The 24368-nt window shown below is 63.9% G+C and carries 31 protein-coding genes; 2 read left to right on the plus strand and 29 right to left on the minus strand.

What is annotated here, in order from left to right:
• Positions 1-53 precede the first annotated feature (53 nt).
• Genes WP12_RS03205 through WP12_RS03215 form a run of 3 tightly spaced genes read right to left on the minus strand, consistent with a single transcriptional unit; the run spans position 54 to position 2995 of the window.
• Entirely contained in the window at positions 54-1247 is a 1194-nt protein-coding gene (locus WP12_RS03205) for a mechanosensitive ion channel family protein (protein WP_046192322.1), read from the minus strand.
• Between the two features lie 16 nt (positions 1248-1263).
• On the minus strand, positions 1264-2712 hold the full coding sequence (locus WP12_RS03210) for a putative O-glycosylation ligase, exosortase A system-associated (protein ID WP_046192323.1): 1449 nt from the start codon (positions 2710-2712) through the stop codon (positions 1264-1266).
• A complete protein-coding gene (locus WP12_RS03215) occupies positions 2705-2995 on the minus strand; it encodes a hypothetical protein (protein WP_152663871.1) in 291 nt (96 codons plus the stop codon). Before WP12_RS03215 ends, WP12_RS03210 begins: the two co-directional genes overlap by 8 nt.
• Between WP12_RS03215 and WP12_RS03220 the strand changes: the two genes are divergently transcribed.
• Complete coding sequence (locus WP12_RS03220) at positions 2969-4165, plus strand: TIGR04063 family PEP-CTERM/XrtA system glycosyltransferase (protein WP_046192371.1); 1197 nt, start codon at positions 2969-2971, stop codon at positions 4163-4165. The genes WP12_RS03215 and WP12_RS03220 overlap by 27 nt on opposite strands.
• 92 nt (positions 4166-4257) lie before the next feature.
• Complete coding sequence (locus WP12_RS03225; RefSeq protein ID WP_046192325.1) at positions 4258-5742, plus strand: hypothetical protein; 1485 nt, start codon at positions 4258-4260, stop codon at positions 5740-5742.
• 20 nt (positions 5743-5762) lie between these two features.
• Here the strand turns inward: WP12_RS03225 and WP12_RS03230 are convergent, their stop codons facing one another.
• The 26 genes from WP12_RS03230 to WP12_RS23345 all read right to left on the minus strand — a co-directional run bounded on the left by WP12_RS03230 (position 5763) and on the right by WP12_RS23345 (position 24368).
• Complete coding sequence (locus WP12_RS03230) at positions 5763-6071, minus strand: hypothetical protein (RefSeq protein WP_046192326.1); 309 nt, start codon at positions 6069-6071, stop codon at positions 5763-5765.
• 504 nt (positions 6072-6575) lie between these two features.
• The gene (locus WP12_RS03240; protein WP_046192328.1) at positions 6576-7415 is read right to left on the minus strand and encodes a DNA adenine methylase; all 840 of its coding nucleotides are present in this window, start codon (positions 7413-7415) and stop codon (positions 6576-6578) included.
• Between the two features lie 295 nt (positions 7416-7710).
• The gene (locus tag WP12_RS23315) at positions 7711-9051 is read right to left on the minus strand and encodes a PBECR2 nuclease fold domain-containing protein (protein WP_052730174.1); all 1341 of its coding nucleotides are present in this window, start codon (positions 9049-9051) and stop codon (positions 7711-7713) included.
• Positions 9044-9202 (minus strand): hypothetical protein, encoded by a 159-nt coding sequence (locus tag WP12_RS25190; RefSeq protein WP_160299131.1) that lies wholly within the window; start codon positions 9200-9202, stop codon positions 9044-9046. Before WP12_RS25190 ends, WP12_RS23315 begins: the two co-directional genes overlap by 8 nt.
• A gap of 160 nt (positions 9203-9362) precedes the next feature.
• A complete protein-coding gene (locus tag WP12_RS03250; RefSeq protein WP_152663872.1) occupies positions 9363-9596 on the minus strand; it encodes a hypothetical protein in 234 nt (77 codons plus the stop codon).
• Between the two features lie 224 nt (positions 9597-9820).
• Positions 9821-11854, minus strand: a complete 2034-nt coding sequence (locus tag WP12_RS23320; protein ID WP_052730175.1) for a phage portal protein family protein — start codon at positions 11852-11854, stop codon at positions 9821-9823.
• Complete coding sequence (locus WP12_RS03260; protein ID WP_160299133.1) at positions 11854-13449, minus strand: terminase large subunit domain-containing protein; 1596 nt, start codon at positions 13447-13449, stop codon at positions 11854-11856. The genes WP12_RS23320 and WP12_RS03260 overlap by 1 nt, the downstream gene beginning before the upstream one ends.
• A complete protein-coding gene (locus tag WP12_RS03265; protein WP_046192330.1) occupies positions 13446-13685 on the minus strand; it encodes a hypothetical protein in 240 nt (79 codons plus the stop codon). Before WP12_RS03265 ends, WP12_RS03260 begins: the two co-directional genes overlap by 4 nt.
• Positions 13685-14032 carry a hypothetical protein gene (locus WP12_RS03270; protein ID WP_046192331.1) on the minus strand — a complete coding sequence of 116 codons (348 nt, stop codon included), beginning with the start codon at positions 14030-14032 and terminating at the stop codon, positions 13685-13687. Before WP12_RS03270 ends, WP12_RS03265 begins: the two co-directional genes overlap by 1 nt.
• Entirely contained in the window at positions 14029-14643 is a 615-nt protein-coding gene (locus WP12_RS03275; protein WP_052730176.1) for a hypothetical protein, read from the minus strand. Before WP12_RS03275 ends, WP12_RS03270 begins: the two co-directional genes overlap by 4 nt.
• Positions 14640-15182, minus strand: a complete 543-nt coding sequence (locus WP12_RS03280) for a phage protein Gp27 family protein (RefSeq protein ID WP_046192332.1) — start codon at positions 15180-15182, stop codon at positions 14640-14642. The genes WP12_RS03275 and WP12_RS03280 overlap by 4 nt, the downstream gene beginning before the upstream one ends.
• Position 15183: 1 nt before the next feature.
• Positions 15184-15471 (minus strand): hypothetical protein, encoded by a 288-nt coding sequence (locus WP12_RS03285; RefSeq protein WP_046192333.1) that lies wholly within the window; start codon positions 15469-15471, stop codon positions 15184-15186.
• On the minus strand, positions 15468-15923 hold the full coding sequence (locus WP12_RS03290; protein ID WP_160299135.1) for a DUF2730 family protein: 456 nt from the start codon (positions 15921-15923) through the stop codon (positions 15468-15470). The genes WP12_RS03285 and WP12_RS03290 overlap by 4 nt, the downstream gene beginning before the upstream one ends.
• A gap of 8 nt (positions 15924-15931) precedes the next feature.
• Positions 15932-16384, minus strand: a complete 453-nt coding sequence (locus WP12_RS23325; RefSeq protein WP_052730177.1) for a L,D-transpeptidase — start codon at positions 16382-16384, stop codon at positions 15932-15934.
• A gap of 88 nt (positions 16385-16472) precedes the next feature.
• On the minus strand, positions 16473-16958 hold the full coding sequence (locus WP12_RS03300) for a hypothetical protein (RefSeq protein ID WP_046192335.1): 486 nt from the start codon (positions 16956-16958) through the stop codon (positions 16473-16475).
• Entirely contained in the window at positions 16958-17671 is a 714-nt protein-coding gene (locus tag WP12_RS03305) for a regulatory protein GemA (protein ID WP_052730178.1), read from the minus strand. The genes WP12_RS03300 and WP12_RS03305 overlap by 1 nt, the downstream gene beginning before the upstream one ends.
• Complete coding sequence (locus WP12_RS03310; protein WP_046192336.1) at positions 17664-17948, minus strand: hypothetical protein; 285 nt, start codon at positions 17946-17948, stop codon at positions 17664-17666. The genes WP12_RS03305 and WP12_RS03310 overlap by 8 nt, the downstream gene beginning before the upstream one ends.
• Positions 17941-18267, minus strand: a complete 327-nt coding sequence (locus WP12_RS03315; protein ID WP_046192337.1) for a hypothetical protein — start codon at positions 18265-18267, stop codon at positions 17941-17943. The genes WP12_RS03310 and WP12_RS03315 overlap by 8 nt, the downstream gene beginning before the upstream one ends.
• 181 nt (positions 18268-18448) lie before the next feature.
• Complete coding sequence (locus WP12_RS23330) at positions 18449-18928, minus strand: helix-turn-helix domain-containing protein (protein ID WP_052730179.1); 480 nt, start codon at positions 18926-18928, stop codon at positions 18449-18451.
• A 196-nt stretch (positions 18929-19124) separates the two neighbouring features.
• Positions 19125-19700 (minus strand): host-nuclease inhibitor Gam family protein, encoded by a 576-nt coding sequence (locus WP12_RS23335; RefSeq protein ID WP_052730180.1) that lies wholly within the window; start codon positions 19698-19700, stop codon positions 19125-19127.
• A complete protein-coding gene (locus WP12_RS25195) occupies positions 19697-19861 on the minus strand; it encodes a hypothetical protein (RefSeq protein ID WP_160299136.1) in 165 nt (54 codons plus the stop codon). Before WP12_RS25195 ends, WP12_RS23335 begins: the two co-directional genes overlap by 4 nt.
• A complete protein-coding gene (locus WP12_RS03335; RefSeq protein WP_046192339.1) occupies positions 19861-20238 on the minus strand; it encodes a helix-turn-helix domain-containing protein in 378 nt (125 codons plus the stop codon). The genes WP12_RS25195 and WP12_RS03335 overlap by 1 nt, the downstream gene beginning before the upstream one ends.
• Positions 20238-20885 (minus strand): hypothetical protein, encoded by a 648-nt coding sequence (locus WP12_RS23340; RefSeq protein ID WP_052730181.1) that lies wholly within the window; start codon positions 20883-20885, stop codon positions 20238-20240. Before WP12_RS23340 ends, WP12_RS03335 begins: the two co-directional genes overlap by 1 nt.
• Positions 20885-21658, minus strand: coding sequence for an AAA family ATPase (locus tag WP12_RS03345; protein WP_052730182.1), 774 nt, complete (start codon positions 21656-21658; stop codon positions 20885-20887). The genes WP12_RS23340 and WP12_RS03345 overlap by 1 nt, the downstream gene beginning before the upstream one ends.
• Positions 21659-21660: 2 nt before the next feature.
• Complete coding sequence (locus WP12_RS03350) at positions 21661-23436, minus strand: DDE-type integrase/transposase/recombinase (protein ID WP_052730183.1); 1776 nt, start codon at positions 23434-23436, stop codon at positions 21661-21663.
• Positions 23433-24368, minus strand: a complete 936-nt coding sequence (locus WP12_RS23345; protein ID WP_052730184.1) for a ParB/RepB/Spo0J family partition protein — start codon at positions 24366-24368, stop codon at positions 23433-23435. The genes WP12_RS03350 and WP12_RS23345 overlap by 4 nt, the downstream gene beginning before the upstream one ends.

A 24368-nucleotide genomic window follows, 5' to 3' on the forward strand; every position in this document is an offset into this window, starting at 1 on the left:
CTGCACAGCGCATGTGCGCCTAGAAGGTTCCGGAAGCGCAATCGATGCGTCGTTCAGGCGGTGCTCTTTTTGCGCGCGGGTCGACGCTCGGCGAGCGAACCGGTCGGATAGGGCATGACCGCCGTTCCGTCAGGGGCGGCGGTGAAGCTCGTCTGCGTCGGATAGGCGAATTCAATCCCCTCGCTGGCGAAGGTTTCGAGGATGGTAATGCAGACCTCGTGGCGGACGCGGTTGAACACCTCGGCATCCTCGTCGATCACATCGAACAGCAGTTCGAAATCGAGGCTCGACGCCCCGAAATTGATCATGAAGCAATGGATGAAGGCGCTCTTCTCCTGTCGCGTTACGATCGCCTTGACCATCTCGGGAATGCGCCGGCAGACGTCCGGCGGCGTCTGATATGTGACGCCGAGCATCAGCGTCGCGCGCCGCCGCATGGTATGGGCGAGGTTGTGGAGCTCCTTATTGAGCAGGTTTGTGTTAGAGATCACCACCTCTTCGCCGGTAGTGGCGCGGACCCGGGTCGTCTTCATGCCGATCCCTTCGACAGTGCCGATGGTCTGGTCCCAGCGCACGGTGTCGCCCCGGCGAAAGGGCCGGTCGAAGATGATCGCGAGGCTGGCGAACAGATCGGAGAAAATACCCTGCGCGGCCAGGCCGATCGCGATGCCGCCGATGCCGAGACTTGCGACCAGGCCGGTGATGTTGACCCCGACATTGTCCAGGATCACGAGCATAGCGACGATGAAGCAGGCCGATGTGACCAGCAGCCGAATGATCCCGATCGCCGATGCGAGCGTCGATGCGCCGCCTTCGTCATCCCCGGCGCGGTGTTCGACGATGCCGATCACCAACTCGCGCACCCATAGCGCCGCCTGGACTGCGGCGGCGACGATGAACAGGAAGCGCACCGTGTCGTCGACCATCTTGGGCGCCGCCGCATAGCCGCTGACGATCTTCGCGGAGAGCATGACGATGAAGAACAGGTTCGTGCGCGTGATCGCGCGGCCGATGATTCGCGGCCAGTGACCGAGATGTTCGCGGCGGCACAGCCGGCCGCCCAGCATCCGCAGGCCGTAGAGCACGGCGATGATGACCGCGCCGACCGCGCAGGCGATCACGATATTGAGATAATGGCTGGAGATCCAGGCGAAGGTCTGGTTCCAGAAAAGGTGCGCATCGGCAGCTGACTGGATCAGCGCGCCATTGTCGTTGGGGGAGTCGGCGGCGTTGCCGGTCTTGCTCATGCGGTCGCTCTGTCTGTCATTTCTGGTTTACGGTGCCCCAACGAGGCTGGGTGCGCCGCCGTTCCCCCATCGAAGGCTCGGGCTCTGTCGGCTCGGGAGGCAGGTCGGGTTCGGGCTCGGGCTCGGCGTCGAAGCCGCGCTTGCGCTTGCGGAACGGATTCCAGGCGCGTTTCTTGACATGGGTCTGGACATATCGGTCGAAGCCGATCTCGACCGCGATGATGAAGTAGATGAACGGCTGGAAGGCGATGCCGACGAAGGAGCAACCGAGCATATAGATCAGGTGCGCGTTCTGGAGCGCGCTCGCCAAAGGGGCGACCCAGGCATTGTCCCCTTGATGCTTGGCATAGGTTCGTCGGACCACCTCCATGCGGAATATGCCGATCAGGTGGACGGCGAGGAACATCGCAAGCCCCGGATAGCCCTGCTCGCCGAGCATCTCGAAATAGGCATTGTGGAAGGACCGCCCGACGTCATAGCCGACCACCTTGACCAGTGTTCCGTCGGCCGTCTTGTAGCTCATGTCGATTTCGAGCTTGTTGCCGATATAGGCATTGAAGCCGCCGCCCAGCGGGTTCTTGCTCGCATAGTCGATCGTCCACTTCCACACCGCGATACGCGTCGAGGCCGATGCGTCGGCCTTGTAGGTGTTGATGGTGTCCATCCGCTCTGTGTAGCTTTTCGGCAGGAACGGAAGTCCCACGACGACGATCGCCGCCATGACGCCAAGATACATCATGCGCCGCTTGGCCGCGCGCAGCTCGAGGAAAGCCATCAGCACGATACAGAGGAGGCCGGTGCGCGTTTGCGTGCCGATCGGGATCAGCAGGCAGGCGAAGGCGAGGCCGTACCAGTAAAGCCGCGCGAAGATGGTCGGCGGTACGATCGTAGAGTACTTCGCCATGTAGAGGATCAGCGGGATCGAGCAGATCGAAAAGGCGGAGATGGTACTGCTTTCGTACATGCCGCTGTTGTTGGCGACCATGAGATTGAGCGTGCCGTAGCCGCCGCCACCGGCGAGCGTCTTCGCGCCGCCGACCAAGGCGATCGACGACAGGCATACCAGCATGACTAGCAGGATGCCTTCGATTCGGACGCGCGTGTACAGCGCCATCGGCATGAAGATCGCGAATATCATCGCCTTCCACACCCAGTCCCACTTTTCCCACGCGGCGTCGGGATGGGCGGCGGTGAGCGTGGTGAAGCCGCTATACAGCAGCAGCAGTATCAGGATGATCTGCCGCGGCGTCGGCTTGCTCAGCGCCTTGTCGTCGTTGATCGCCCAGCCGAGAAAGGAGGCTGCGAAGAAGATCAGCGAGACCGGGATCGAACTGAGCAGATAATAGGAAATGCGCTGCGGCGAGACGATATCGACATAAATGTAGGTACACAGGAACAGGAACGGCCGCCGGAAGCCCAGCACCGTCATCATCATCATGAAACCGATAAGGAAAAGATCACGCACGGTTGGATCCGGGCCTGGATTCCCCGGTTTCGACGCCGGCGCGTTTTTTGGCTTGCTGCTTTTTCGGCAGAACCTGCTTGAAATGGCGGCCCGACTGCGTCGGTTCCTCGTTTAGGTCGGGATGAAGAAGCAGTTTGATCGCGACGAAACCGAGCAGGAAATGCGCCAGCAACAACGATAATGTGTCGATCATCGGTGACGCCCCGACCTGAATCCGGTTGACAATGAAAGGCTGTTCATGCGCGTTTCGACGCTCATGAAAATCCTCCACATTCTCGATCATAGCCTGCCCATCCACAGCGGCTATACATTTCGTACGCGTGCGATCCTGAAATCGCAGATCGCCATGGGTTGGGAGGTGATGGGTGTCACCGGCCCCCGCTATAATGCTCCCGATCCCAACCCCGCCGAGGAGGAGGGGCTGACCTTCCACCGCACGCCCCAGGTCGAGCCGGCCCGCGCGCCGATAGGCGAATGGCGGGAGGTGCAGGCGCTGACGCGCCGGGTCGCCGAAGTGTCGACCGAATGGCGGCCGGATATCATCCATGCGCATAGCCCGGCGATGATCGGGCTTGCCGGGCTCCGTGCCGCGCGCCGGCTGAAAATCCCGTTCCTCTACGAGATCCGGGCATTTTGGGAGGATGCCGCGGTCGGTAACGGCACCGGGCGCGAAGGATCGGCGCTCTACCGCATGACCCGCATGCTGGAGACGCATATCGTCCGCCGCGCCGATGCGGTGGCCGTGATCTGCGAAGGGCTGCGTGGCGATCTGATCGCGCGGGGCATAACCCCCGACAAGATCATGGTCTCGCCTAACGGCGTCGATCTGGAGCTGTTCGGAGATCCGCCGCCGCCAGACACGGCGCTCGCCCGCGAACTGGGCCTGGAAGATGCAGACGTGATCGGCTTCATCGGCTCCTTCTATGATTATGAAGGGCTCGACGATCTGATCGCGGCAATGCCGTTGCTGGTCGAGCACCGTCCGCGCGCCGCGTTGCTGCTCGTCGGCGGCGGGCCGATGGAGGCTGCGTTGCGGGCCCAGGCCGCGGCGTCCCCCGCCGGCGACCGAATTCGCTTCGTTGGCCGGGTGCCACATCAGGAAGTCGAGCGATATTATAGTCTTACCGATGTTCTTTGCTATCCGCGTAAAGCGATGCGGTTGACTGATCTCGTCACCCCGCTGAAACCGCTTGAGGCAATGGCGCAACGCCGGCTGGTCTCGGCGTCCGATGTCGGCGGGCATCGCGAGCTGATCGAGGACGGCGTGACCGGGACATTGTTCGCGCCCGACGATCCGGCAGCGATCGCCGGAGCGCTGATTGCCTTGCTAGACGACCGCGCGCATTGGGACGAGCGCCGCACGGTCGCCCGCGCCTTCGTGGAACGCGAACGTAATTGGGGCGTAAATGCCGCGCGCTATCGGCCTGTTTACGAAAGACTGCTTGCCCGCTGACGCATCCGCGATCATTTCGATCAGACAACGGATGCAAAGAATCCAAATTTTGCCGTAATATAAGGCGATAGATGTCCAATATGGGCTTACCGATGGTTCAGAAAGACACGAGGCGGCGATCGAGCCTGATTTTGGGCGTCCTGCTGGCGTTGCTGCTGGGGGTGGCGGCGGGCTTCCTGGTGCTCGCGGTGCCGATCCGCATGCTCGAGACGGTGACGACCTTCACCCGTCTCTCGAGCCTGATGGTGCAGGCGGAGCCGCCCATCTCGCCGAGCGACCGCACCTTGCTGGCGGTGCTGGCTGGAATTTTCATCGCCGGAATTGGATGGGTGCTGGTCGACTGGCTGTTGTTCGGCCGGGCCGGCATGAGCACGATCATCAAGCCGCGCGAAGATGAATATGAGGATGAGGATGGCGATAATTTCCGTCCGACCGATCCTCTCGACCTCGTTTCCCCGGTTTCGTTGCCCGTACAGGAATGGAACCCGGCGCCCTCTGGCGATGCGCGCCGGCCGTTGTCCGCCCGCACCGATATCGGTGAGCCTGCATCGCCCTTCGGCGCACCCGCCATGCCGCCTTCCGGTGGCGAGGCCTCGCCAAATCCCTTCGGCCAGATATTGCCCGGGGTCGGCACGTCTGCGCCGCCGCTCCAATCGGTGATCCCGCAACCTTCTCAGCCCTTCGGAGCGCTGGTGCCGCCGCCGCTGGTGCCGCAGCTTTCGGGCGGGATCTGGGGGACGCACGATCCCGCTGCTTCCGCCGGCCCGCTTCACGGCGCGCAGCCGCCGCTGGACCTGTCCACGACGGCGCCGGCCGCACTCGATGCTCTTTCCACGGATATGCGTACTGCTGCTCCCTCGATGCGGGGTGGCTGGCTGCCCACCCCTGGTGTGCGACCGGATAGCGGACAGTCGCGGTTCGAGAGCGACGACTGGACCGTCAACGATATCGCGCAGCCTGGAACTCAGTCGGTCGCGCCGCCATCGCGGACGGTTCCACCGGTGCTGACGCCGCAGCCGACGGTCGCGACGGCGTCCGAGCCGCAGCCGGCGCCTGCGACGACTGCACAGCCCTTTTTCGCTCCGCCGGCCGAACCACTGTCACCGGGGCCCGTTGCGGCTAGCTCGCTGCCTCCCTTGCCGGAGCCGGGCTTCGATAAGGTGCGACTGGAAGAATTGCTCGTTCGGCTGGAGCGCGGGCTTCAGAACCGCCGTGCCGTGGCAGCCGCCGCAGCAACCGCTGCTGCGGCGGCCCCGCTACCGCCGGCGCCCGAGCCTGCCATCGCCCAACCGGTGGCTCCTCGTGTTGAGCCGCCTGCCGCCTATGCCGCGCGGATGCCCGAAGTCCCGCAGCCCATGCCAATATATGCGGAGCCGCCCGTAGAATCGGCGCCGATCTTCAGCATTGCGCCTGCCGTGCCGCAGCCGGCTACGCCCGCACCGACTGTTCAGCCCGATCCGGCTAGCGCGCCCGTCGCTCCTGCGCAGGCGGCAGAATCCGCCGCACGGAACGACGAGATGCTCGATCAGCCATTGCATGTGACGCTCGAGCTGCTGCGTAACATGGTGAAGCGCTGAAGCCATGGTCCGCGAACCCCTCAATTGCGGATCGTCACCGCGTCGAGTTTGATGAGCGCGTGATCGGCGCATCGGTCGATCGCCGCCACGCTGATCTCTGCCACCAGATGACCGGGTATGACGAAGTCCGGCACCCCGACTTCATCCTGCAGTGCCACGATGGCTTCATCGATGCGCTCGCCATCAAGCCGCAGCGCGATGTGATGGCGGCCCCCGTCGAACAGCAAGCTTTGCCACGGATCGCTGATTCCCTGTTCGAGCGACAGATCGGCGAGACTACCGCACCGCCGCCGGATTCGTCCTGTGATCGCCTTGATCGGGTCGGTCATCGGCGCGGTCCCATGGGCGCACGAATCGAGCTAAGGTAGGCGGCGACCCGCCGGATCGTTTTATCGCGCGGTTCGCGGCCCCGCCGCAACATCGCGACAAAGCCCGGATCGCCCATCGCATCACGCCCGAAGCGCGATGCGGGGACGCCGCTTTCGCGCAGATAGCGCTCGATGTGACCCGACAATAAATACTCAATGCTAATCCGGGGGATGCCGGGGAATGCCGGGGCGAAATGGGCCGGAAAACGGCGCTTCGGGCGCTTGGGCGGGCTACGGCCCCAACTGGGAAGTTTCTGTCGCGCGACGGCTGATTGCGCTCAGAACGGGCGCTGAAGCGATTTTGAAGGGCCCGTAAAACGGGCATTTCGTCTCGACCGATTCCCGGTTCGGTATCCAGCGATTCCCAGTTCGCGATTCCGCCGAGAATAACGGGGCAGAATCGCTGTCGTCGCCCGTCAGGAAGCCGGCGCGAACTGGGAATCAAGTTTTGCCGCGAACTGGGAATCAAGTGCGCGATCCACCGCCGGTGATGATCAGCTCGCGCGCCTTCGGTCGATCGCCTTTCAACGCCACTGAATAAGTGGTTTCGACCTCCTGAAAAACGAAGGCGGCGAAGATCCTGCGGATCTCGGGATGATCGTTGATGCTGAGAATGAAGCGTCCCCGCAGCGACGCGAGCTGCTCTGCCATTTCGGCGAACTCCGCCCTGTCGAACATCTCCTTTCCATAGTCGTCCTCGGACCCATAATATGGCGGGTCCAAATAGAAGAGCGTGCCGGGCCGGTCATAGCGCTCGAGGAATGTTTGCCACCGCAAGCGCTCGATGATCACGCCGGCCAGGCGCTCATGGATTGCCTCGAGCACCGGGCCCAGCTTTGTGACGTCGAACCGCGCCGACTGCGTCAGCGTCACGCCGAAATTGCGGCCGCGCACCTTCCCGCCGAAGGCGAGACGCTGGAGATAGAGGAACCGGGCCGACCGCTCGAGATCCGTCAAGGTCGAAGGGTCGGTCCCAGCGAGCTGCTCGAATCGAGCTCGGCTCGTGACCTGAAAACGAAGCATATCGAGGAAGGCGACATAGTGCCGCTGCAGCACGCGGAAGAAGGTGGATACGTCTTCCGACCAATCGTTGATGACCTCACAGCGAGGCCGCTCTTCGCGACGCAGGAACACGCCGCCGCCTCCGACGAACACTTCCGCATATACGTCGTGAGGAACGGCTGAGATCAGGCCGGACAGCCGTCGCCATAGGAGCTTCTTGCCGCCGATCCATGGAGCGGCTGGCGCGCATGAGTTGGCCGGTTCGAGCGCAGCGAGACTCGGAGCAGAGGTGGTGCCTTTCATTAACTTTTTCCATTGATTGTGCCCGTGCCCTGCAGGGGTGGCGGGATCGGCCCAATGCGGACCGGTTGGGTCGTGGCGGCTAGTACCCGCCGGCTAGGAGCGTTGGCGCGCTCCTGCCCCCGTCGCGGTCCATGACCGCGCGAAGATCTCGTAAAATCGGGCGTTGGTTGCTGGTTAACGCTTCCCGAGTTATATGATGCGAACCGCCCAGCGGACGCGCTGAGCAGTCCCAATTCGGCCCCGGCGGCTCGGGGGCCCGGAAGACTGCCAAAAACGTGCTTTGGCTTGCCTATTCTCACTCCGATTCGGCGCGGCGATACGCGAGCACGCCGCCCCTCACATTATCGGTGTCGAGATAGGCTTGGTCGCTGTTCTTGAACGCCGTCACGCCGCGCCAGCCGCCCTGACCGTACTGCATGACGACGATGAACGACCGCTCCTTTCCGTCGATATCGAAGCGCGCCACATAGCGCCGCGACAGCCGCGGCCGAGGCGAGCCGTCGGGGGCCTTGGCGTCTACCCAATGCCACCATATCTCGTCGGGATCCTGGAGCGCATCGGCGATGAGGTTGATGGCCTGAATACGTCCGCGGTCGAGCTTGGGCTTGTTGCGATCTCCGCCGCGATAGAAGAAGCTCTCGTCCAGAACGAGCGGCTCGCCCAGCTTGTCGCTCGTCAGGACGGTCGAGCCATCGCTCGGACCTTCGAAGCGCTTGAGGAAGGTGTCGATCGCCGCCTGCGTGCCGCTATTCGGATCGATGAAGTCAGCCGAGCTGCGCGATCGCGCAGGCGGCATCGGAGGCTTCGCTCCAACGATTGGATATGGGCGATCGAGCGGACCGGCAGGCGGTGGCGGGACAAGCCCTTCAAGAAAGTGCTCGCCCGGATTGTATGCCCAGCCCGGATCGATGCCGGCCGGCACCATCACGGTATCGCCGTTCGACCGCTTCCACTCGCGGCGATCGCCGCCGACCTCGCCGTTCGGGCCGATCCACCCGAGCGCCGCCAGTTCGGCATCGGTTGTCACTCGCAGGCCACGGCGCGCGAGCGTCCGCGTGCTCAGCTGCGAGACGCCGCATCTGCAACCCCATCCGCAGGGCGGAAAATAGATCGACCACGCGGGGTGGTCGACAGGCAGGATAATTGGCCGACCGGTGTCCAGGCCGCCCCACAGGCGATGCTCGGGGCGCGTGTGGCGATCGTTGATCGCGTCGTACATCAGATAAGGCGCGACTTCCTTGAGCGCCTGAATCCGCTTCCACTTTCCGGCCGATCGCGCCGCGCGAAGATTCGCGTCGTATATCGTCCGAAGGCGGTTGCGGCCGATGAAAACGGCATGATCGACGCCGGTTATCTCGCGGTCCTGCACGCGGCCATACCAGCCCGCCGCTTCTAGCTTGGGCGTGATGCCCGCTTTCCATTGCTCGAAGGTGCCGCCGTCGCTCAATACGCGATCGAGCGAGCGGCGCACTTCTTCGAGCAGCGCGCCGTTCATCATCTTCGTGACGGTGAAGAAGCGGCCGTGTTCCTGTTGCCAGGTCTCATCCCAGCGCGCTTGGACGGTGTAGCCCTTGGCGCGAAGATATTCGGCCGTCTCGGCGGGCGGCAGACGAAAGGAAGCGCTGATATCAGCCATGCGTCAACACCGGTCGGCAGATCAGGCCGAAGCCGAAGCCGAACAGCTCCAGTTCGAAGATTTCCCACGCCCATGGCCCTTCGAGGCCGATAAGGTGCTGTTCGCCGCGATCGATTGGGCGCCATCCGGCGCGAAACGGTCCGATCCTCATCACAGTCCCTTCAACCGATGCCGCGCATTCCATTTGGGGCGCGGCCGCCCATATCGCGGCTCGCCGTCGACGAGATGATGAAGTCTGCGCACCTCGACCGGTGTCAGATCTTCCCTCGATTCCAGTTCCGCGATCTGGCGAGCGACGACGGCGTTGCTCATCATTCCCAACCGAAAATCGCGTTGATCTCGGTCATATCGATGCGTCCGCCTTCTTCGACGGCACGGCGAACGCTTTCCCAATTTCGGTGATGAAGCCAAGCGATGCGATCAGTCCAACCTCGCTTCTTCGCCAGACGCCGAAGCGCCCGATCGCGATGTCGAAGCCGCTTCGGCCCCAGTCTCCAATGCCGGCCGCACATGACGGCGTGGTGGTACGTGTCGCCGTCCTTCATAGAAAAGGTCCGACCGCAGCCGCTGATCACGCAAGGCAGCCGACCGACATGCTTTTCGCATCGATATACCGCGCTGGTGTCGTTGGCCGAGCCTGCCACCAATCGCACGGCATGGAAATTTTTGACTTGAATAGGGCGGCCACTGCGAAGGTCGTTTACTGAAGCGATCGGCACCCCGCAGCAGCCGCAGACCGGCCGGGAAACCTCTGTCGGTAGGCAGAGCATCAGTCCGTCCCTCCTTCCTCCGCGGTTCGAATGGCGAAGCCGGCGCGCGCCAGCGCCTCGGTGAGCTCGTCGACTTTCGACTGGTCGAGCGACTTGATTAGCAACTCGTCGAGCTCCTCGGCCGACGTGGCGGCAGCGATCGCGGCGGCGATCGGCGAGACGATCGGCCGCAACGGCTCCCAGCCTTCGGCGATGATCATGTCGACGGCCTGGTCCACGGTGTCGCGCGCGATCAAGGCCTCGGCGAAGCTGATCTCTGCGAGCTGCGCCTCGTAGCCGGATTCGATCGCGCGGAACCGCTCGGGCCCGAAGCGCAGTTCGCCTTCGAATGGCTCCAACGCGGCGAGATCGGGATATCCGATTCCGTCGTGGACCGGCGCGATGGATACGTGCGCCTGGTAGGTTGGATAATCCCAACTCGCGCCCTTCTCGCGCATCTCCTCATTGCGGTAGCGAAGGGCCGGACTGTCGAAGTGCAAGACGATCGAGTCGCCAAGCAGGTCGACGCTGCGAGGGCCGCCCGGTGGCACGATCAGTTTGCCATCGGGGCCGTCCCATGAGCTGCCCATCGCGAACCAGTTCACGGGCCGACGCGAATAGGCGACGGTGACGTGAAGCTCCGAGGCCGCGAGCGTAGCGGTGAAGCCGTTCCGTGTCGCCCAGTCGAGCAGCTCGCCGCTGTTGAGCAGAGGGCGGCTGACATATAGCGGCCGCGGATCCGCAGCGGCGAAGCTGATCGGCTTTTGAACCGGGCGTTCATCCCGCTTCAAACTGGGGTCAACAACAGGTTGCGCGGCATTGTCGTTGACCGGCGGCGCGCCGGGCGCACCAATTTTCGCCTTGGGATCGGTCGGATCGACCGTGTTCGACCGCTCGTAGCCGTCGCCATAGGTATCGCGGTAGCTCTCGTCGGTCCGTTCCCAGCCGAGAGCCTTGAGTGCGCCGTCGGTCTCAGCTTGGGTTTTAAGATCCTTCTTAGCGTCGATCAGGCGGACGAGCTGCGGCGGCTCGACGTCAGCGCCGAAATTGTATTCGCACCACCACGTTGCCGGGCCGAGATTGAAGCTCTCGCAAATCAGATCGGCGTCGCCGGTCACGACCTCGAGCTTCACGCCCGCGTGAACTTCGGCCTGGCTCAGCGAAGAGCCGCTCGACGTCGTCATGGTCTGACTGAGAACGACTTTGGCGATGGCCTCGTCCATGTAGCGAACCAGCTTCTCGAAATCGCCGGTTCCCGATCGCGAAGCCTCGAGCAACTCGACAACTACGCCCTCGGGCACGACGAAACCCGCATCCGTCGATATCGCGGCTAGCGCGCCCAGGAGCTTCTCGACGTCGGCCTGCGGGGTGCCGCGGCGATAGGTGCCTTTCGCAGTGGGATTACCGAACTTGTCGAGGAAGGTGTTCCAAAAGCCGATGCCGTTGCGCTTGAACAGCGTCGGCCAATAGAGATCCTCACAAAAGCCGCGACCATAGGTCTCATCGTCGTCGCTGGCTCCCGTCACCAGCGGCCAGAACTTGCGATCCTCCAAGATCTCGCCCTGCATATTGCGCGAGGTCAGCAGTCGAAGGCGATTTTCCTTGTCCCATCGAAAGCGCCGAGCATGGCGGACCTTGATGTCAGCAAACTGCCAGAACCCGTCGCGATACCCCCAGATGAGCTCGGCGACCGAATAGCCATAAGGCAGCGCATAGAGCATCTTGTCGGTGAAGCGATCGACGCCAACCCGCTCGAGGTTCGCCTTGAGCTTGTCAGCGGCGTCCACCGAGCGTGGATTCTTCTTCTCGCCGGGGATGATGTCCCATTCGGCTGAGGTGACAGCGCGGCGGCGCTGCTGAAACGTGGAGCGGACCTCCGGGTCCGCCAGAACGCGGTCATAGACGCCCCAGTCGATAGCGTGGAGAAGCCGGGGGTTGCGCGGCTGCTGCAGCTCCATGATCCATGGGCGAGTGATGTCGCGGCCATCGCGCGTCGTCGCGATCTCGCCCGCGATCGGCGCAGCCAATTCCTTTTTGCGCGGTTGCCTGGCCATCAATAGTCTCCCCAAGATTTACGGCGCTGGACGGTGCCGAACCCGCGCCCGGTATTCGCCATCTCGCCGGCAAGGGTGCGGCGCTGGCCGGTCGTGCGGACTTCGATCGGCACGACATCCTCGTCGGCTGCAGCGACCAAATTCATGAGCGCGATCGCGACGTCGCCGTGGCGCTTGCCCTTTGCGCCATCGGCCTTCGAATTCACCGATCCGCGCGGGATCATCGGGACGCCGCGGACGAGCTTGATCATGCGGAGATCTTCGAGAACCCCTTCGTCACGCGGGATCAGCATCGTGCGATCTTCGAGCCGCGCCTTCAGCTTCGGCATGAAGGCGAGGTACATGCTCTCGGTTGCCTTCAAGGCCTCGATCCGGTCCGCTCCCCAGGTCTGCTGGGCAAATTCGGCCATCGCCGAGCCATTGCCGGTCGCGTCCATCTTGCCGGCCGTGAACAGCGGCACGCGCGCCAGAATCCAGTTGAGGATAAACTCCTGCTCGCGAAACGGCACATTCCGCATCTCAAGCACGAACCGGCAAATGAGATTCAGGCGCTCATCATATTGCCCAAACGCAATGGGAGAAACGTCGCCAGAGCGCGCGAAATCCTGGCCGAAGAAGGTCGACCTGTTCTGATCGAATGTGTCGAGCAGCGGGCGGACATGCTGCTCAAGCCATTCGGCAACATAGTCTTGGCGGACATGCTCGTTTCTAAGCTCGAATCCGTCGGGGCAGCGAAGGCGCACCACGGGTAGGTCGGCCGACATCGCGGCCTCGATCGTCGATCGGGGCAGGTAGGTGCCCGAACCGCGCGCCGGGATCACGTCAAGCTCCTCGGCCGCGCCATCGCCATAGCGTTTGCGCAGGGCACGCTCCCACTCGGCTTCGAGCTCGGGCGTCCATATCTGGCCCGTCCGCAAGCAAATGCGCTTGAACAGGCCCTGGGCAAGCGCGTCAGCAAGATTGAGCCGCATCACTTCGCCTTCGAGCTTCCCCGCGCGAACGTCCTCGATCGTCGTGTTGAAGGCGTTGTCGGCCCCGTCATGGGTCGAGATGACAACCACGCTGCCGCCCCACATGGTCAGCGCCATCGCGGCCTTCAGCAACTCCTCGAAACCGTCGTGGAAGGCAGCCTCGTCGATAATGACCTTTCCCTGCATGCCGCGCAGCGAACGCGGCTTTGAGGAAAGTGCGACGATCGCCTTGCCCGATGGAAAGTCGATGCGGAGGGCCTTGATGCCCTTCTCCGAGCCATCATCGAACAGGATCTCGGACGGCTGCGGCGCGACTTGGTCGAACGCCTTGGCGAACTCACCGCAATAGCCGATGAACTCCCGCGTCATGTCGAGATTATAGGCGATATAATAGACATTCTGCGGGTTCACGGCCGGCGAGGCCGTCAACACCGCATCGGCGGCGAAGGCATAGCTAATGCCCGTTCGCCGGCTCTTCTCGATCAGCAGGAACGGCGTCGTGTGGCTGAGCTCGATAGCCTCGACCTGATAGGTCAGCAGGACGGCGGGCACATCGTCGGCGACAGCCTGGCCGACGGCGAGCGCGGCCTGAGATGGGTGGGCTAGCGAGCTGGGCGCGATCATCCGTAGATTTCCTTCGCCGCGCCCTCAGCGGTGAGCGTCACCAGGGCGACGGCCGCCTTCGCCGAGATCGCTCTGGTCGCCGCGAATGCCACCGCTACCGCGACGCAGGCGCCGACGGCGATCGAATGCACATCGCGATCGTCGCCGCCGACGGCCACCACCTTTGCGGTGATCATCGAAATCAGATCCTCGCTGATCGCGCCCGTCGCGGCGGCACGCTGAAATTCGTCCAGCATCAACGCCTCCGCCGCCGCGGCCGGCGCGTCCGACCGACTGGCAGAATCGCTGCGGTCAGCACGGCGTGGAAAAATGCGGTGATGAGAGCCTGCCCGCGCGGCCCTACGACGTTGACCGCGTCGAAGTCGGGCGGCGTGAGGTGCGCCGGGGAAGCTCGCTCGCCAATGCGGACATGCCACTCGAAGCCGCGGCCATCCCGAAACTTTACGTGACGGGTGGTCGAGTGCCGAAGCTTGCTGACGATCAGCTTCACGTTGAGGAAGCCAAGGGCCACGGCCTGGTCCCGGATGCGCAGCGCGATATCGGATGGCGTCTGGGCGGGTGAGGTCTGCTGAGCGGATGTCATGCGCCCGCCGATGCCTCGCGCTTGATCCAGCGCGTGTCGGTCGGGCCGGTATAGCCGATTTCCCAGATGACCCAGCAATAGTCGATGGTGCCGCCCTTGAAGGCGCGATCGCCCAGCTCGGCGATCTTGTTGCCGGGAGGCATCGACGGCCTGGTCGACAGGACGAGCACCTCTTTCGGCGGAAACTTCGCGAACAGGTCGAAGCGAACCTGCGTGCAAAGCCATTTGATCGGGACCAGCGCGGCAACCTTGTGCCGCGCGAGCTCAAGGGCGCGGCGGACGAATGCCTCGGCGATGCGAGGCCGGTAGCTGTATGGGGAGTTGAAGACGAGGTTATCAATCCCTTCGAACGTAGAGGCGTCCGTCAGGAAATCGGCCACCGCGTCGAGATGTTCATATCCGCGATCGTGTAGATCGGCCGCGACGGTATCGTAGCCATAAGCGCGCGCGGCCGAGGGGATCGTGCCCAGGCCGCAGCACGGGTCGCCGACCTTTCCCAGAAAAGCGACGTGACGGAAAACCAGCTCTGCGGCCCAGCGCGGCTCGACATACCAGTCGAACGGATGCCGATCCTTCCGCGGGCCGGCGCTCCGCTTGCGACGCCGCGTCACGACGAAAGGCCGAGAATGCCGGTGCGGATCTTGCGGAGCGTTTCCTCGCTCGCGCCCGCCGCCCGACCGGCTGTTTCGGCTACGTCTGCCGCCTGGCGAGCCGTTTCCTTGCGCTCCGCCTCGCGAGCGGCACGAAGCTGGAGCTCGAGTAGATTGCCCTGCGTTTTGGTCACGCGCTGGCTCATCTGCGTCAGCGCGCTCAAATCCTTGAGTGAGAGCTCGACGTCCTCGTCTTCGATCAGTGGCAAAATCGCTCGGGTGGCGAGGGTCGTGACCAACTGGGCGAAGACGCGGCTCTGCGTGTCGTCGCTCGCCTGCGCTTCGTCCACGAGGCAGCGCGTAGCCTCCTGAATCTGGCGTTGCCGCTTAATGGATTCTTCGTAACGGAGAGCGTAGCGGCCGACCGCGCTTTTCGAGACCTTCTTGCCGGCAGTCAGCAGCGCGCTGACCACATCCGCCTGGGTACAGCCACGCGTTAGCGCGGCGTCGACAGCTTCACGAATGACGGGGTCGCGTTCGATTGAACTGCGGGGGGGCATATCATTCCCCCGTTTTGAAGCGGCTGATGCCGTCGATGTTCATCCGGCCTTCGGCGACGTCGCGACCGTCGGAAGTGATACGGGCGACGATGAAGATGCCAAGAACCTCGGTGATCAGGAGCTGTAGCTCGGCAAGGTGCGCTATCTGCTCAGCAACATCCCGCCGGGCCACGCGATGGCCCTGAAGGTTAAGATGGGTCGCCAGTGTCTGGTCGTTATGCTCGCCGCCAATGTCGTTGAGCAAATCCAGAATGGCGCGCCGGATGATCGGCGCGATTATCTCATTCATGAGCCTTTCAACCCCCGTTCAATCAGCGTGTGCAGATAGGTATTGGTCGTGCCGAGCTGCTGACCGACGCCCTTCATTTCCCCTTCCAGGCCGGACATGCGTTCGCCCAGCTCGGCGATATCTTCCTGAAGTTCGATCCGGGTCGGCGTCTCGCCGCACAGCTCCTCAAGGCGCTTGAGGCGGCCCTCGTCCTTGGTCTGCTGGTCTTTCATGCCGTAGACCGTCGACTTCAGGGAATTGAACGCGGACACCGATGGGAACCGCATGGCCAGGCCCAAATAGAGACCAGCTCCAACCGCGCCGATCACCGTGACGAGGATAGGCCAGATAGCCCTAATCCAGTCGGACCAGGCCACGGCGGGGGCAGCGTGCTCGCCGGCCGGCTCGGCCCAGGCGTGATCAAGCCCGAGCATGCCGGCGATCAGCACCGTGATCGCCAGCGCGAGAGACACGAACGGCCTCATGCCTGGACGATCGAAACGTCGAAACGGAGCTTTGCAGCGGCCTTGGCCAACGCCGCCATATCTCGATCAAGAAGACGGATGCAGCCGTGCGTCATCTTAAAGACTTCGTCGCCGCGGCCGCCGTGGATGCCGAGGCCCGTGCGTCCGGCGTCCTCCGCCTTCTGCGCTTGGCCGCCAATCGGATCCAGTCCGACCCACAGCGAGCCGATGCCGGTAATCGGCCTGGCCAGCGTCGTGACGAAGGTAACGGCATATTCGCCGAGCGGCGTGTGTCCGCGATATTTCAGCGGGTCGCGGGTAGGATTGTTGGCATGCCCGGCTGAGCGGCCGAGGCAGCTGCACGAAAAAATCGGCTTGTCGGCGGGGCCCGCGGCGGGCGAAAAGAGCATGAGCTTGCCCGGCAGCTTACGATCGCTGGGCAGTTTGATGACAAGATGGCCGACGGTCATAGATCCCCCGCGAGTTGAGATCAGACAGTGCCTTCAGGTGGCTAAGGGGACGCCCGTCCGCTGACAGACGGTTGTCGGGATTGTTCCGTTATTCGGGTTCTTCGCCGAACATATCCATTTGGCGGGTATCGACCGATCGGGCGGCCACGAAGGGCTTCGCGTCTAGACCTTCGCCGGTGTTATTGACCAGCTCGGACATATAGGATCGGGACGTGCCAATCATGCGCGCGGCGCGGGCGATCGACAAGCCTCCGCTGCGAGCGGCTGCAACGACGCCAGCGCGCCGGGCGCGACGTAGGGCATGGCTGGCAACTGGAATCAGCAGTCGGCAGCTACGATACTCGCGGCAAATTAGGGCTGCGCGGTCGAGCCCGATGATGTCCTTGAAGCGGCTGCGCTCCGGGTCGGCCGAGATGTAAACCTCCTCCCCGCCGAACTTCTCGACGATGCGCAAGGTGGCATAGGGCCCAATGAGATTCGCCCACTCGACCATTTGCTCGGTCCAGCCTGGCCCAGGAACAACGTCCTCCGGGATCGGCAGGTGAGCAAGGTTATCGAGATGGTGCTCGCCCATCAGTCGATCTTCCGACCGATGTGGCGGCGCAGCTGCCGGCCGAGGGTTCGGATGGCGGTATCGATCTCCCGCGCCGTCCAATGGTATTGGCTCATGCCAAGGCTGTGTGCGCGCGCGACGAACGACCAAGGCGTAGAATCGTAGACCTGCCCGGCGTCGCGCAGCTTCTCCCAGATCGCATCAATGACGGCGAGGCGATCGGCGACCGGCCGAGTGACCTGCGGGCCGTGGATTCGCGCCATGTCGGCGACCCATGCGTCGCTATGCCAGCGCACACCGGCGCGCGACGCCCAGGACTTGAGCGCCTCGATAATCGACGGGGCGTGACGATGGTCGACGAAGCGCAATGCGGCGAGGCCAGTCTGGCGGCGGGTGAATCCGTCGAGCGCGGCGTCGTTCGGCTCGATGTCCTCGCCGACCCAATAGAGCGTCCACCATAGCGCCCGAATCTTGCCTACGTGCGAGCGGTGCGCCATCGGCGACTTCACGTCGCGGTTAAGGCGATCGAGCACCTTTCCGATCTCGCCCGGCGTCATGTCTGACATCGAGGCCTTCCCCACGACCTCAAGCTGGATAGCGCGGCGGTCATCGTCGGCGAGCTGCAGGCGCTTCGATGCGGCACGAACGGCACCGATCAGCTTGTTGCGGCTGTCGGACTTGCCGGCCGTCGTGCGCAGCTGGCGCTTGGCGAGGTCCGCGAACGACTTAGCCATGATGCGGCAACCCGGCGTCTATGGTGTTGATGAGCTGGCGCACGGGCGAGCAGCCCTGGCGGCGCGCCTCGGCGATCACTCGGGACCAGAGCTCGGGCCATTCCGCGCGTACGACCCGCACCAGGTCGGAGGGCGTCGCCAGCATTTCGCTCTGCATGATCTCAATCGCCGATGCGGCGAGCGGGCGCGCTACCGAGCCAGTGCTGCGCGCATCGCGGCGGCGCTGCCCGGCGCGCGCCGCCTCGACTTGGACGTCCTGAAGGAGAGAGTTAGCCATTAGCGACCATCCGATCATGCTGGGGCATGCGCTCATCGAACTTTTCGAGCGTGAAGCGGATTAGTTCGATCGGGTCGAAGCCCGCGGCGAGCGACAAGAAGGGGCGCGGCAATAGATCGACCTTCAGGCCCAGCGCCTCACTGGCCTTCTGAGCGCCTACGAGCATGGCCAGGACGTGGCTCTGCCACATCGCCGAGCAGTTGCCGTCCTCGTCCAACCAATGCCGTTGCTCGGCGGCGTCGATGATCCCAACGAGGAGTGCGCGCTGCGCTACGCGACGTTCAGCCGCATAGATTTGGATGCCGAACTCCGAGCTCATGCGCGGATCCAGTCGACAATCGTCACGACGCCTACGCCAAAGACGGCCCAGAAAAGGACCACGCCGATAACCATACCCAAGAATACGCCCCCGCATCCGCGCGTATCCTGGCCTACGATGGGCCTCGACAACATCTCAGGGGTTTCACACTGTCGGGGGCCGACAGCAGGCATTTCGTCGATCATTGGAATTGCTCCTTCGTTGCAGGCGTTGTGAAAGCGGCGCAGAGCGCGTTGGTCAGTTCGCGGAACGGCAGGTGCGAAGCGCGAAGCGCCTCAGCGCGGCGAAGGCCGTGGATGACAGTCGTGTGGTCCCGGCCGCCGAGGCGGCGACCGATCTGCGGCGTCGATAAGCCGATCGACTTTCGCGCCGCCCACATGATCGCCCAGCGCGCGCGGGTATGTTCGATCTCGCGCAGGCTGCTCTTGATCTCACGGGGCGCTAGGCCGGTACGATGGCCGACCCATGCGACCATCTCGTCCACCTTGTTGAAGATCGGGCGGTCGCTTAGATCGACGACGGGCCGATAATCGCCGTTGTCGTCGATATCGCTAGGGTTGCTGCTGCGACCCGGCGTTCCCACATTGTCGGGACCATCGTTGCACCCGCACCGGCACAGGTCGTCGTCTGGATCGGCAGGCCAGAAGGGTTCGTCGCTCATCGCGCCGCCCCCGCCGGGATGATGATCTCAGCCGCCGCAGGAAGGCGGCTAGGGTCGAGTTGAGGAGCTCCGCCGTGCCGAATGTCGCAGGCTGGGCACAGAGTGATCCATCCCCGGCCATTCATGAACACGGTGGCACCAAAGCGCGTCGGATAGCGACAATCGCCGCAGACGACGGGATGATCGAGGACGCGCTTCACGACCGCACCTCGTCGGCCGCGAGGTCATCAACCTGCTCTGTCGCTGGCTCCCTGGGTGGAACCCGGTCGACGAAGAACTCTTCGCGTTGCTTGCGCGTGAAACCGAGCAGGATAAGCCGGCCAGCGTCCTCATCGCCAAGCGCCAGCTTCTTGAGCAGGCCTTGTTTATCCAAGCTCAGTTTTTCGCGAAGGAACTGGAAGCCATCGATCCACGGCACCTCCTTCAGCAGGGCGACCGCGTTCTCTTCCTTGCCCGGATAAGCGAGCTTCGGCGTCGTCATCCGCGTGCCGAGCTGGCAGCCGGCAAGCTCGATCGACTTGCGCTTGCCCTCAGTGAGCTCCGCCCCCGCGACAGCCCACCATGGGCTCAGCTGTCGGGCCATGTCCTTCAGCGCCTCCTTCATCGGCGCGGCCAATTTGTCGGCGGCGGCATCGATCGCGGCTTTGCTTTCGGAGCGATCAACCTCAATCTGATCGAGGCCGGCGGAGATCGCGGCGTAACGCGTGAGGAGCGCAACGGCCTCCTCGATCGTGGTAGGCGCGGTCAGCGCCACGGATTTACGGCGGGTCATTGGAAAACTCCCATGAGATGGCGGACAAGGTGGATGGCGCCGATCGCGCCGATCGCGGCGACGACGCCGAGGCCGAAGCGGGCGGACAACTGATCGAGGCGGACGTGGTCAGTGAGAGCGAGGCCGTCGCCGAGCAGCCAGAATCGGAGGAGCGCGCGCATCAGGCCTCGCTCCGATCCGTGTTGATCGGACAGGTCGGGCAGTTCCGCGCCCACAGCCGGTGGACGAGGTTGACTGCCGCGCCCTTGCGGCGGCGGTTGGTGCGGCATCCGGCCAAAGGGATATCGCCGGCCACAGGACAGTTCACCGTCTCGCTACCGTAGGTGGCGCGGACCAAGCTCTCCGCCTCGGCCATGTCGCCGGTGTAGGTCCGGCTGATCAGGCGGCTGACATAGGCGCTGGACTTCCCGAGCTTGCCCGCGACATCGCGCTGGCTGCTCTGGTCGCACGCAGCGGCGAGCAGCCGGACCCACTCAGGCAGAGGTTTGCCCCAGCCCGTCTCGGCGCGCGTGAAGTTAGATTCGGAATTGAATGCCATTATGCGGCGCTTTCCTGATCCGCTGGCCGGCGTGCGATCGTGGCCGGCCCTTTGCGGCGGCGCACTTCGCGCCGCGGCGGGGTCGGCCAGCTGCGGCCGGTGTTCGGATCGAACATTGAGGTTTCACAAAAGACCGGCGCTTTAGGCCCGCTGTCGCGGACGAGCCGGTAGGTGGTTAGCTCGCCAGCCTGGCCATTGCCGTTCGCCGCGATGGTGACATGGCCGGAGCGGGCGAGCTGGCGGATATAATCCGCCGCCGTGGTGTTGTGCGCCTTTGCCTCGCGGGCGATGGTCGATGCATCAAACGCGCCGGTCGCCTTGCGAAGCGCGACCCAGATGCGTTGACGCGTCGATTGTGTGCGCGTCATCAGCGTCGGTATCGGGTTCGGGTCAACGATCTTGCCGCGGCTCACATAAGGAGCTCTCGGTCCCTCGTTGCGGGCAACGCGATAGATCGCCGGCACGCCCTTGGCAGGCGCGCCGGGATTGCCGACCACGAGATGGCCGCTCTTGACGAGCAGCTGAGCATAGGCCGTGGCCACCGCTTCCGTCGTCCCGGCCGCGATGGCAAGGGACACGCAATCGAACTGGCGCAGCACGCGGGCGGCCGACCAGAGACGCTGACGAGAGGGTGCGACCGCGCTCATCAGTGGCTCTTGGGATGGTGGTGGATGGTGGGCAGGTCGCCGGTCATCACCGTGCGATTGCCCCAGGCCTTTTTGTCGATCGTGGTCACGCCGAGTTCGTCGATCGCGGCGGTGTTAGCACGCTGCAGATTGACGATGATCCGGCGGGTGATGCCCTGGCAGCGGTGGGTGAAGTAGTCGACCAGGTCATCGGCGACACTGACACGCTTGCAATAGCAGTCGCGCAGCATGCGCCCGTCTTCGATCGTTGCCGGCATCGCCTGGTTGATGGCGATCAGGCGATTATCGAAGCGGTCCCATTCCTTCAGCTTGGCGGGGAGCTTCTCTTCGCCGATCATCATCACCGGGATATCGGTGGCGTCGTAGATGTCGCGGATGACCTCGGTGACGTTCTTTCGGGCGAGATGGTCCATCTCGTCGATCAACAACGGGCGCGGCTGAACCTGTAGCTGCTCGATAATCTGGTCCATCAGCCGGGTGGCGGTACGCTCGAGGCTTACGAGGCCGACTTCGCGAGCGGTCGCTTCGAGGAACGCGCGCTGGGTCCAGACAGACCGGGCGAGGACATATGCTGCGCCGGTGCGTGCCGTGACATAGGCTGCGCCCACCGTCTTGCCCACGCCCGATCGACCGAAATAGACGGCCATGCGGGGCGCGCCTTCCTCAGCATGGATAGCGGCATTCATCGTGTCGAGCGCGCGGCTCATATTGCCGAGCGCAGCCCAGCTGCCGATCGTGGCAGATGAAAGCGTTGGTGCATTTGTTTCGGTCAAAGTTACCTCCTGTGCGGCAGTGAAAAGTTGATGATTTTGCCGGTGGCGAAGCCGCTCTCCTGCCGTGCCTTGAAGCCGGCGTAGGCAGGACCGCTGGCGAAGGCCTGGGCCCAGGCGAGCTGGTCGGCGGGCACTTCGTGGCCGTCATCCGCCTGCGAGATCAGGTGATCGGCGCGCGCGACGCGCGTTGCGACGACATCAGGGTCGATGGGCTGTGGCAGCGGCGTTGGCTCGGCCAGGCTGTCGAGGACGGGCGTGGAGCGCTCGACTGTGGCGCGCGGCAAGATCGCGAGCTTCCCTGCCGATTCAGCATCGCGGCGAAGAAGGGCGTCGCGCGCGTCCTCGAAGCGAAAGTTATTCTGCTTCTGGCGGATGTCCGCCCGCGCAGCCTTCATATAGGCGGCCTGCTGGCGACGTGCCTCGACGGCGAATGCCTCCTCCGAGATGCCAGCACGCTCCGAGTTCGTGGCCGTGCAGATGAAGCGGCCGTCCTCGCCGAAGATGAACAGCTCGCCGAGCTCGTCTTCGTCGCGACGAACAAGCACCGGCCGACCGACAAAGGCGGCGAGCTCGGGGGCCCAGTACCGCCCTTTTTTCCATTGGACGCCGCGCTTGCCGACAGTGACCGACCCCACCAGGGCCGAGAGGGCCATCAGCAGAACGTCGCGGCTCGGGGCGGCGGCGGGTGCGGCGGTGCAGCTTTGCCATTTCGCCATCGGCGACATGCCGAGCGAGCCGTGCCGTCGCTGATGATAGACCCCGTCGACCCAGGCATCGAGAACCGCCTGAAGCTCCTCCGGCTCCATCTCGGGGATGATGACGGCCCGGCCAGTTTCCTTTTTTGCACGACCGCGGAGGCGCTGCGCATCCGCGACATTGTGGCCCGCATAGCCGCCAAGCAGCTCGGCGCGCTCGCGGGTGAACGTGCCAAACAGCCGCTCGACGAAAGGCTTCTTCTCAGGGCTACCGGGTGGGCAGAGCTTGTGCTCGATTCCCAGCGCCTCAAGTGCCGAGACGATCGATTTGTTGATGTAGCCGGAGCCGTTATCGGTCGCGACCGCTTCCGGCATCACGCCCCACGCCTGGATTGTATCGATCAGGAGGCGGCGAACCGACTGGCCGGATTCCGATGGCGCTATGATGAATCGAGCGCGCCGGGAGAAGCGGTCGATGAGCCCGAGTATCATGATACGGCCGCCCTTTGTGAGGACGTCGGCCTTGGTCGTGTCGAGCTCCCATACTTCGTGGGCGCGGGTGGTGCCTGCGTCGGCGCGGCCAAGGGCTAAGCGATATTTGCCCTTGAAGAGATCGGGGTCGCGCGTGCTGGCGAGCAGCGCCGGCCTGGTCGTTTCATAGTGCTTGATGAAGCGCTGCAGCGACCGATCCGATGGAAGCTCGATATACCTCGTTTCGAGCAGCTCCCGGATGCGCGCCGCCGAGATCTTCTGGCGAGCCAGGATCGAAACGACCGCATCGGCCACCTCGGGGTTTTGCGTCCAATAGTCGGATCCCTTTGGGCGTCCGACGCTGCGTGAGATATCGTTGACCGGCTTGGGTGCGCGAACCGCCAGGCGCGGAGCGGTGCGCTGCTCGAGCGCAGACCGCAGGCGCTCTGGCAAATCTTCGACACGATAGAGGCCGGCATTGCCCCGGCCGCCAGTGGCGAAGGGTTCAACCTCGTTCTTGGTGAGATAGGCGAGGATGCCGCGCTTGGTCGCCGAGAAGTCGGGAAGCTCGAATGCGGCGATTTCGCTCGCGCTGTACAGCTTGGCCGTCATTGTCCGCGCGCCTTCTGAAGCGCGTCGATCAGGTGATCGGCCTGTTTCGAGCCGAGCTCCGATGCGAGACGGGTGAGAGCCGCGCGCTTATCCTCTGGCGGCATGGCGGAAAACGACCGAAGGAATGCGTTGATGCGCTTATCGCGAGGGTTCGGCTTGGGCCGCTTTCGGATGGTCGCCACAGCTTCGGCGACCGACTTCGCTTCGTCGGCCAGGATAAGGCGGATGGCGTCGGCTCGTTCGCCCTGCTCAAGCTTAGCGAGCGCGAGCAGCTGCGTGCCATTGCGCGTGATGGCGTGGCCAGCATCGCGAAGGTCGCTTAGTTCATCCGGCGTGAAGCGACACCGCAGCACAAGGTCGCGCTCGATCGAACGCTTCGAAAGGCGCAGGCGCTCGGCGATTTCCGCGGTGAAGCCATATGCGTGCGACACGATGTCGCTCGCATCCGAAGCTTCGCCCTGGATCGACTTGCTGGCGTCCTTCCAGCGCGCCTGTGCGGCGAGGGACTGGGCCGATTGATCGGGCCGAATGCCCGCCTTCGCCTTCAGGAGGTCGTGCATTTCCCCGACGAAGGTGGCGCGGTCGAGCGGATCGAGGTCGCGCCGCCAGATATTCTCGCCGATCTCGCGGAGCTTCCGTTCGATCGTGTCGCTACCGACTTCGATCGCGCGAATAGCCGGGAGGCCCGCCATCCGAGCGCCGGTAAGCCGGTGAGCGCCAGTGACGAGCCGCCAAGTCTTGCGGCCAGGCAGCTTGCACACGGCGATCGGCGTTTCCTGGCCGTTCGCCATCATGAGGCGGCCGATGGCTTCAGCCCACAGCGGATCTACCCTGCGAAGGCGGTCCCCAAGCTCGATCTGATCGACCGGGATAAGAAGGATTGAACCGGCAATCTGCGGTTCGACTGTTGGATTGTCGGCCCCCTGGCTCAT

It is taken from the genome of Sphingomonas sp. SRS2 (genome assembly GCF_000971055.1).
Taxonomy (GTDB): Bacteria; Pseudomonadota; Alphaproteobacteria; order Sphingomonadales; family Sphingomonadaceae; genus Rhizorhabdus.